The organism is Terrabacter sp. P5_B1 (assembly GCF_056400505.1).
Genome location: NZ_JBFULD010000213.1, coordinates 1 through 7468 on the forward strand (window position 1 = coordinate 1; position 7468 = coordinate 7468).

The 7468-nt window shown below is 70.8% G+C and carries 8 protein-coding genes; 6 read left to right on the top strand and 2 right to left on the bottom strand.

What is annotated here, in order from left to right:
* A partial coding sequence (locus tag AC1DP0_RS14875; RefSeq protein ID WP_478085407.1) for a glycosyltransferase occupies positions 1-1005 on the bottom strand: 1005 nt, incomplete at its 3' end.
* A 98-nt stretch (positions 1006-1103) separates the two neighbouring features.
* Here AC1DP0_RS14875 and AC1DP0_RS14880 point away from each other — a divergent pair.
* From AC1DP0_RS14880 to AC1DP0_RS14895, 4 genes are read left to right on the top strand one after another with little or no spacing between them, the layout of a single operon-like run.
* Positions 1104-1790, top strand: a complete 687-nt coding sequence (locus AC1DP0_RS14880) for a glycosyltransferase family 2 protein (RefSeq protein WP_478085409.1) — start codon at positions 1104-1106, stop codon at positions 1788-1790.
* A complete protein-coding gene (locus AC1DP0_RS14885; protein ID WP_478085411.1) occupies positions 1787-2215 on the top strand; it encodes a DUF2304 family protein in 429 nt (142 codons plus the stop codon). The genes AC1DP0_RS14880 and AC1DP0_RS14885 overlap by 4 nt, the downstream gene beginning before the upstream one ends.
* A 43-nt stretch (positions 2216-2258) precedes the next feature.
* Positions 2259-3419 carry an LCP family protein gene (locus tag AC1DP0_RS14890; protein WP_478085413.1) on the top strand — a complete coding sequence of 387 codons (1161 nt, stop codon included), beginning with the start codon at positions 2259-2261 and terminating at the stop codon, positions 3417-3419.
* Between the two features lie 28 nt (positions 3420-3447).
* Entirely contained in the window at positions 3448-4176 is a 729-nt protein-coding gene (locus tag AC1DP0_RS14895) for a TIGR03089 family protein (RefSeq protein WP_478085416.1), read from the top strand.
* Between the two features lie 12 nt (positions 4177-4188).
* Here AC1DP0_RS14895 and AC1DP0_RS14900 read toward each other — a convergent pair whose 3' ends face one another.
* Complete coding sequence (locus tag AC1DP0_RS14900) at positions 4189-5931, bottom strand: peptidoglycan-binding domain-containing protein (protein ID WP_478085418.1); 1743 nt, start codon at positions 5929-5931, stop codon at positions 4189-4191.
* Between the two features lie 300 nt (positions 5932-6231).
* Between AC1DP0_RS14900 and AC1DP0_RS14905 the strand changes: the two genes are divergently transcribed.
* Both AC1DP0_RS14905 and AC1DP0_RS14910 read left to right on the top strand, forming a co-directional pair.
* Entirely contained in the window at positions 6232-7032 is an 801-nt protein-coding gene (locus AC1DP0_RS14905) for a CoA transferase subunit A (RefSeq protein ID WP_478085420.1), read from the top strand.
* Between the two features lies 1 nt (position 7033).
* Positions 7034-7468: 3-oxoacid CoA-transferase subunit B (locus AC1DP0_RS14910; RefSeq protein ID WP_478085423.1), on the top strand; the 435-nt coding region annotated here is incomplete at its 3' end.

Consider the following 7468-nt stretch of genomic DNA (forward strand, 5'->3'; position numbering starts at 1 on the left):
GCCGTGCGCGTGGCCGAGGACGACGTCCTGGGACGCCGTGGCCGACCGGAAGGGCAGGGCGAGGACGTCGTGGCCGGCGAGCAGCGTGGCCAGCGCGTCAGCGGGCACGTGGCCCTCGCGGATGTCCACCCGGCCTGCGAGTGCAGGGTCGGACGCGAGGCCGGCGATGACGTCGCGGCCGACGCCCCCGATCTCACCGGCGACGGTCAGCGTCACGTCCGGGACCGACCGCATGGCCCGCAGGAGGACCTCGATCCCCTGGTGCTCACGGATGAGGCCGAGAGCGAGCAACCGGGTGGGACCGGGCCGTTGGCCGGGCGCGACGGGAGCCCCGGCGGGCAGGTGCGGCGGCAGGTCGGCCACGGACACCCGACGGGCGCCGAGGTCTCGCGCCACCCGGGCCTGGTCGGCCCCGTGCACCAGGACCGAGTCGACCCGGGCGAAGAGCATCGACATGAGTCGGCCGTCGCCGACGGGCGACTCGTGCGGGAGGACGTCGTGGCACACGACCACCGACTGCGGTCGAGGACCGGGCGCGCCCGGCACCGCGCCTGCGGCGCGGAGCAGCACGAGGTGCGCGGGAACGACCGCCGGCCTCACGTGGACGACGAGGATGACGTCGACGTCGCGCAGGCGCCGTCCGGCGCGCACCCAGGTGTCGGGGCGAGCCCAGCTGAGCGCGCGGATCGTCCGCGGGAAGGGCGGCACCTCCGGCTGGCCATCGGGCGCCGACGCGTCCGCGTGGTGCAGCCCGGAGGGGTGGAGGTGCGCCCACGAGACCAGCGTCACGTCGTGCCCGGCCTCCGCCAGCTGGAGGGCCAGCACCGTCGTGTGTGCCGCGACGCCGCCCTGGTGCGGGTGGGTCGGGCCGACGATGGCGATGCGGAGCGCGGCCGATCCCGTCGGGTCGGCTGACCCGGCCGCACTCTCGAGGTGGCGGGCTCCGGCAGCCCCGGCGGACCGGTGGCCCCGCACCGGCGAGCCCTGTGGCAACGCATCCGTCATGGTGCTCCGACTCTAGTTCCCGCGGCATGCCATCGGGCGTGCCGCCGTACGCCCTCGCGTGTCGGAGTGAGCCCCGAGAGGGCTTTACGCTGGATCACATGCAGAACGAGGACGTGTGGCTGATCGTGCCGCTCTACAACGAGGCCGCCGTCATCTCCGACGTCGTGCGCGAGGCCCGAGCCGTCTTCCCGAACATCGWGTGCGTCGATGACGGCTCCCGCGACGCTTCTGCCGACCTCGCAGAGCGAGCGGGCGCGACCGTCGTGCGCCACCCGCTCAACCTCGGTCAGGGCGCCGCGCTGCAGACCGGCTTCGAGTTCGCACTCGGCGATCCRGGGATGCGCTACGTCGTCACCTTCGACGCCGACGGACAGCACCAGGTTCACGACGTCGAGGTCATGGTCAGACGCATCCGACGGGGAGACGTGCGTGCCGTCTTCGGCTCCCGCTTCCTCGACGAGCGCACCGAGGCGTCCACCTCCAAGCGTCTCGTCCTGCGAGCCGCCGTTGCCTACACGAACGCCACGACCGGCACACGACTGACCGATGCCCACAATGGTCTGCGCGTCCTGCAACGCGACGTCGTGGAGAGGCTCGACATCACCCAGAACCGCATGGCGCACGCCTCCGAGATCGTCGCCCAGATCGGCTCGATGCGCTTCGCGGGCGCGAAGGTGGCCTACGCCGAGGAGCCCGTGCACATCCTCTACACGGACTACTCCAAGGCCAAGGGCCAGTCGCTCTGGAATGCCGTCAACATCCTCGCGGAGCTGATCTGGCGATGAGTCGACAGAGCGCCATCCAGATCCTGCTCATCCTGGCGACCCTCGCCATCGCATGGCGACTGCTGGCCGGCACGGGTCAACGCGCCCAGGCAGTGCGCCGTCTCGGCCTGCTGCTCCTGCTCGCCCTCGTCGCCTACTCGATCATCGACCCGAGCAAGACGTGGACGAACCTCGCCCGGATGCTGGGCGTGGGCCGGGGCGCCGACCTCATCCTCTACGGGCTCGCCGTCGCCTTCCTCGGGTTCGTCGTGACCACCTACAAGCGCTTCCGCGCGATGGAGGTCCGATTCACCCGCCTCGCCCGCCGGATCGCCCTCGACGAGGCACCGCGGGCGACCGCCCGCATCGACTCGACAGGTCCGGCTGACACACTGGCGGACGAAACTCTCCCGTCCCCGAGCGTGAAGGCAGCCGATGCCGACTGATCCGAGCACCTCTCGCCGCCCTGACCAAGACGACGCCTATGTCGTGGACACCCGGCGCCGCCCCAAGCGGACCGCAGGCGGCAGCACGGCCCTGACGCACGACGATCGTCGGGAAACCGGACCGGACCGCTACGACGCCGACGTCGTCGGCACCCGAGGTCGTGGCGGGGCGGCTGGTCCGCCGGGGCACCCGACGGACCGGCCGCCGCGCCGGTCGCGCAAGGGACGCGTCGTGCTCATTGTCCTGCTCGTGCTGCTCCTCGGCTGGATCGGCTTCCTGGTCTGGGTGCCGATGCAAGCGTGGGGTTCGGTCAACAAGGTGGACAACGTCCCCGGCGGCGAGCGGCCCACAGACACGTCGGGTTACAACTACCTGCTCGTCGGCTCCGACAGCCGCGAGGGGCTCACCACGGAGCAGCGCAAGAAGTACGCGACGGGCGACGCAGCCGGCAACCGTACCGACACGATCATGCTCGTGCACGTGTCCGAGAGCGGCGGGAAGCCGGTCATGGTGTCGCTGCCTCGCGACTCCTACGTCCCCATCCCGGGCCATGGCCACGACAAGATCAACGCCGCCTACTCCATCGGCGGACCCAAGCTGCTCACCAACACCGTCGAGCAGTCCACGGGCATTCACGTCGACGGCTACGTCGAGATCGGCCTCGGCGGGTTCGCGACCGTCGTGGACAGTGTCGGTGGCGTCGACGTGTGCGTTGCGCGCGACATGAAGGACAAGAAGGCGGGGATCGACCTCAAGAAGGGCTGCCAGACGCTCAACGGCGGCAACGCCCTCGGTTACGTCCGGTCTCGCTACGAGGACCCCCTCGGCGACATCGGCCGGGCCGCCCGCCAGCGACAGTTCCTCGGCGCCCTCATGAAGAAGGCCGCGACGCCCTCGACCGTGCTCATCCCTTGGCGCTACAAGAGCTTCGCGGACAGCTCCGCCGCGGGCATTGCCGTCGGACAGGGGACCGGCATCATGGACGCCGTCCGCGTGCTCCAGGCGATGCGCTCCGTCAGCAATGACGAGGGCTTGTCGCTCTCGGTGCCGACGTCCGACCTCGCCTACCGCACGGACGCGGGCGCCCTGGCGGTCAAGTGGGACACCGAGCGCGCCAAAGCGCTCTTCACCGCGCTCAAGAACGACGAACCGCTCACCGAGCCACCGCCCGGCACCACGGTCGAAGGAGCCAAGAACAGTTGATGGCTCGCCTTCTGGTAGGGACTGTCCGATGACGACGGTTCCGCCCCGCGACGTGCTGGTGCGGATGGTGGCATCCGACCCCGGGCGGCCCCGCCTCACGTGGTACGACGACCTGCCGGGGCCCACCGAGGGTGAGCGCATCGAGCTGAGCGCGCGCGTCCTCGCCAACTGGGTGTCCAAGGCCGCGAACCTCCTCCAGGACGACGCCGCGGCGGGCCCCGGCACGACGGTCGGCCTCGACCTTCCCGCGCACTGGCGCTCGCTCTACTGGGCCCTGGCGACGTGGTCCGTCGGTGCAACCGTCGTCGTCGGTGACGCCGCCGCCGGGGCGGACGTCCTCGTCACCGGCTCCCCCGCTGCGGCCGCCGGCCACGGCGGCGACGCCATCCTCGTCTCGCTCCCCGCGCTCGCCCGCAGCCACCCGGAGGCCGGCGATGCGCCGGGTGCCGTCGACGAGGCACGCGAGCTGTCCACGCACGGCGACCTCTTCTCCCCGATGTCCGACCCCGAGCCGGGCGACGTCGCGCTGGCCGCGGGCGGGGTCGACACGGCATACGGGGCTCTCGTCGTGGCCTCCCCCGACTGGGACCCCTCGCCTCGCGTCGCCCTCGCGGGCGGCCTCGAGACAGTGCTGCGCCAGGCACTGGCCGCCTGGGCGGCCGACGGGTCGATCGTGCTCGTGCGCGGTGGTCGAGGCGATCTGGCCGACCGTCTCGCGGCCGAGGGTGTCAGCGTCGACGCGCGCGAGAACGACTGAGCGGCAAGGGACTCAGGCAGACAGTCGGTCGAAGAGCGACCACGTGCGGGACGCCACGACACCGGTGCTCGCCAGCCCGGCACGCGCCTGCGCCACCTTGACTGCTTCACGCGTCGCGAGGTCGAAGACACCTGTCTGGTGCACCCCGAGGAGCCGCTGCACGGCCGTCACCTGCGGACCGCTGTCCCCCGCGCGCAGCACCGTCGACCGGTCGGCCACGAACGGGAAGTCGCGGGCCTCGAGCACGTCCCAGACGTCAGCCGTCACGACGCCCGTCTGCGGCAGGGCCAGCGAGCGCTGGAGGGAGACGACCTTGTCGCGGGTCACGGACCCGAAGACGCCGTCGACGGCGAGACCCCCGAGAGCCCGCTGGAGCACCCGTACCGCGGCGCCGCGCGACCCGGTCGCCAGCGTCAGGCTCTTGTAGGCCGTGTAGCTCGTGCCGACGTCGACGCTGGCAACCCCGGCGCTGGTGCGTGACGACGTGCTGGCGTAGACAGTCATGGCAGAACTCCTCCCGGTCGTCGTGGTGCGCAGGTCCGCGGTGATCACCGTCGGCACCATCGGCATGGCTGTGCTGTCAAGGGAATCCGGATGCGGCGGGCTCACGAACGCCACCGCCCTGGCAGCGGCGGACCAGCCGCGGCTGAAGAGCACCTGCTGGGTGCGGGCATCGGCGACGCCGGTCTGCGGCAGGCCCACGAACTTCTGGTAGGCCGTGACGCGGGCCCGGGTTATCGACAGGTAGTTGCCCGACGTCGGCAACCCACCGAGCCTGGCCTGCAACGTGCGCACCGCAGTCGAGGTCATCCCGTAGCTCAAGGTCTGGTACGACGGCGTCGCCGGCTTCGGGGCGGGCTTGGGAGTCGGCTTGGCCGCAGGCTTTGACCAGCCGCGGGTGAAGAGCACCTGCTGGGTGCGGGCATCGGCGACGCCGGTCTGCGGCAGGCCCACGAACCTCTGGTAGGCCGTGACGCGGGCCCGGGTCATCGACAGGTAGTTGCCCGACGTCGGCAACCCACCGAGCCCGGCCTGCAACGTGCGCACCGCCGTCGAGGTCATCCCGTAGCTCAAGGTCCGGTACGCGGTGACGGCCCGGGTGGCGGCCGGGACCGGCGGGGTCGTCGGATGCGTGGCCGTCGGCAGGGGCGTCCCGGACCGCGGCAGGGACGTGAGGTAGCTGTGCGTCGGGACGCCCGTCCACCACGACGTGCGACCGGCTGCGCCGTCGTAGTTGAAGCTGAAGTGGATGTGGTCGGTGTGGGGTGACGAGCCGTAGTAGGGGGCCCACCCGCGCTCCGGGGCGTAGGACCGCCACATCTTCTTGTTGTGGATGATGTACATGATCCCGAAGCGGCGGGCCATGGCCCCCTTGACGCCGTTCTTGTCCGGTGCCGTGAGCCACGTCAGCACGGACTTCGCGACGGCTTCCTGCGACGGGTTGTCGACGTTGAGCATCCAGTCCCACGCCCGCCCGTCGTAGTGCTCCGAGACGTCGCCGCCGCACGTGCGACCCATGAGGCCCAGCGAACCCATCCCGTAGTGGGAGGTCATCAGCCGGGCGAAGGCCACGACGCCGGGACGCGGCACCGGGTCGCAGATCGTCTGGGCCTGGTAGGGCACGTAGACGTCGAGGCCGGCGGGCAAGGGCCGGGCCGGCGGGGCCTGGACCGCCGCCGCAGAGGAGACGCACAGCGGCACCGTGAGCACAGGCAGGGCGAGAGCCCAGCCCAGCGGGCGTCGGCGCAGGGCCATGGTGAACCTCTTGTCAGGCGGGGAAAGGTGGGATTCTGGGTCAAAAAGGGTTTACTGCAGCCCCATTTATGCACTCCAGTCACAGCCATCACAAGGCGTTCCACTGAATTACACGCCTGTTCTTCTCGGCGGCCGAGAATGACACTGCTGTCATTCGTCTGGGCGACGTCGCCGCTACCGAGCCGATGCCGAGCAGGTATGCCGGCCGGTCGGCATACGTGCTCGGCGACCACACGGCGGGCTGATCGTGTGGGGGGACCCCACGCCACCCCCGGCCGCCCACGTGGATAGAGTCCGGCCATGGACAAAGTCGTCTCCACCCCCCAGGAGGCCATCGCCGGGATCAGCGACGGAATGTCGCTCTCGGTCGGCGGTTTCGGTCTCTGCGGCATCCCCTCCGTGCTCATCGCAGCCATCCACGACGCCGGCATCACCGACCTCGAGGCCGTCTCGAACAACTGCGGCGTCGACGACTGGGGCCTCGGCATCCTGCTGCGCGACAAGCGGATCCGGCGCATGGTCAGCTCCTACGTCGGTGAGAACAAGGAGTTCGAGCGGCAGTACCTCTCCGGCGAGCTCGAGGTCGAGCTGACGCCCCAGGGCACCCTGGCCGAGCGGCTTCGGGCCGGCGGCTCGGGCATCGGCGCCTTCTTCACGATGACCGGCGTCGGCACCCAGATCGCCGAAGGCGGACTCCCCTGGCGCTACGACGACGCGGGCAACGTCGCGGTAGCCTCTCCGCCCAAGCAGACCCAGGACCTCGCCTGGATGGGTGAGACCAGGACGTTCGTCCTCGAGCAGGCCATCACGACGGACTTCGGCCTCGTGCGCGCGGCGAAGGGTGACCGCCACGGCAACCTCGTCTTCAACCAGTCTGCCCGCAACTTCAACCCGCTCTGCGCCATGGCCGGTCGCGTCACGGTCGCCGAGGTCGAGGAGCTCGTCGAGCCCGGTGAGCTCGACCCCGACCAGATCCACCTGCCGGGCATCTTCGTCCAGCGGGTGCTGCCGCTGACCCCAGACCAGGCGGCGGACAAGCGCATCGAGCGTCGCACCGTCCGTCCCCGCGCCGCCTCCACCCAGACCGAGCAGGAGGCCTGAGATGGCACTGACCCGTGAGCAGATGGCCGCCCGTGCCGCCGCCGAGCTGAGCGACGGCGCGTACGTCAACCTCGGCATCGGGCTGCCGACCCTGGTGCCCAACTACGTGCCCGACGACGTCGAGATCGTGCTCCAGTCGGAGAACGGCATCCTCGGCGTCGGCGCCTACCCCCTCGACGGCGACGAGGACCCCGACCTCATCAACGCCGGCAAGGAGACCGTCACCCTGCGCAAGGGTGCCGCATTCTTCGACTCCGCCACGAGCTTCGGGATGATCCGCGGCGGCAAGGTCGACGCCGCCATCCTCGGCGCCATGCAGGTCAGCCAGGGCGGCGACATCGCCAACTGGATGATCCCCGGCAAGATGGTCAAGGGCATGGGTGGCGCGATGGACCTCGTCCACGGCGCCAAGAAGGTCATCGTGCTCATGGAGCAC

Coding starts and splice junctions, on each gene's coding strand:
- AC1DP0_RS14900 (WP_478085418.1), bottom strand. CDS start 5,931: ATGGCCCTGCGCCGACGCCCGCTGGGCTGGGCTCTCGCCCTGCCTGTG.
- AC1DP0_RS14895 (WP_478085416.1), top strand. CDS start 3,448: ATGACGACGGTTCCGCCCCGCGACGTGCTGGTGCGGATGGTGGCATCC.
- AC1DP0_RS14885 (WP_478085411.1), top strand. CDS start 1,787: ATGAGTCGACAGAGCGCCATCCAGATCCTGCTCATCCTGGCGACCCTC.
- AC1DP0_RS14905 (WP_478085420.1), top strand. CDS start 6,232: ATGGACAAAGTCGTCTCCACCCCCCAGGAGGCCATCGCCGGGATCAGC.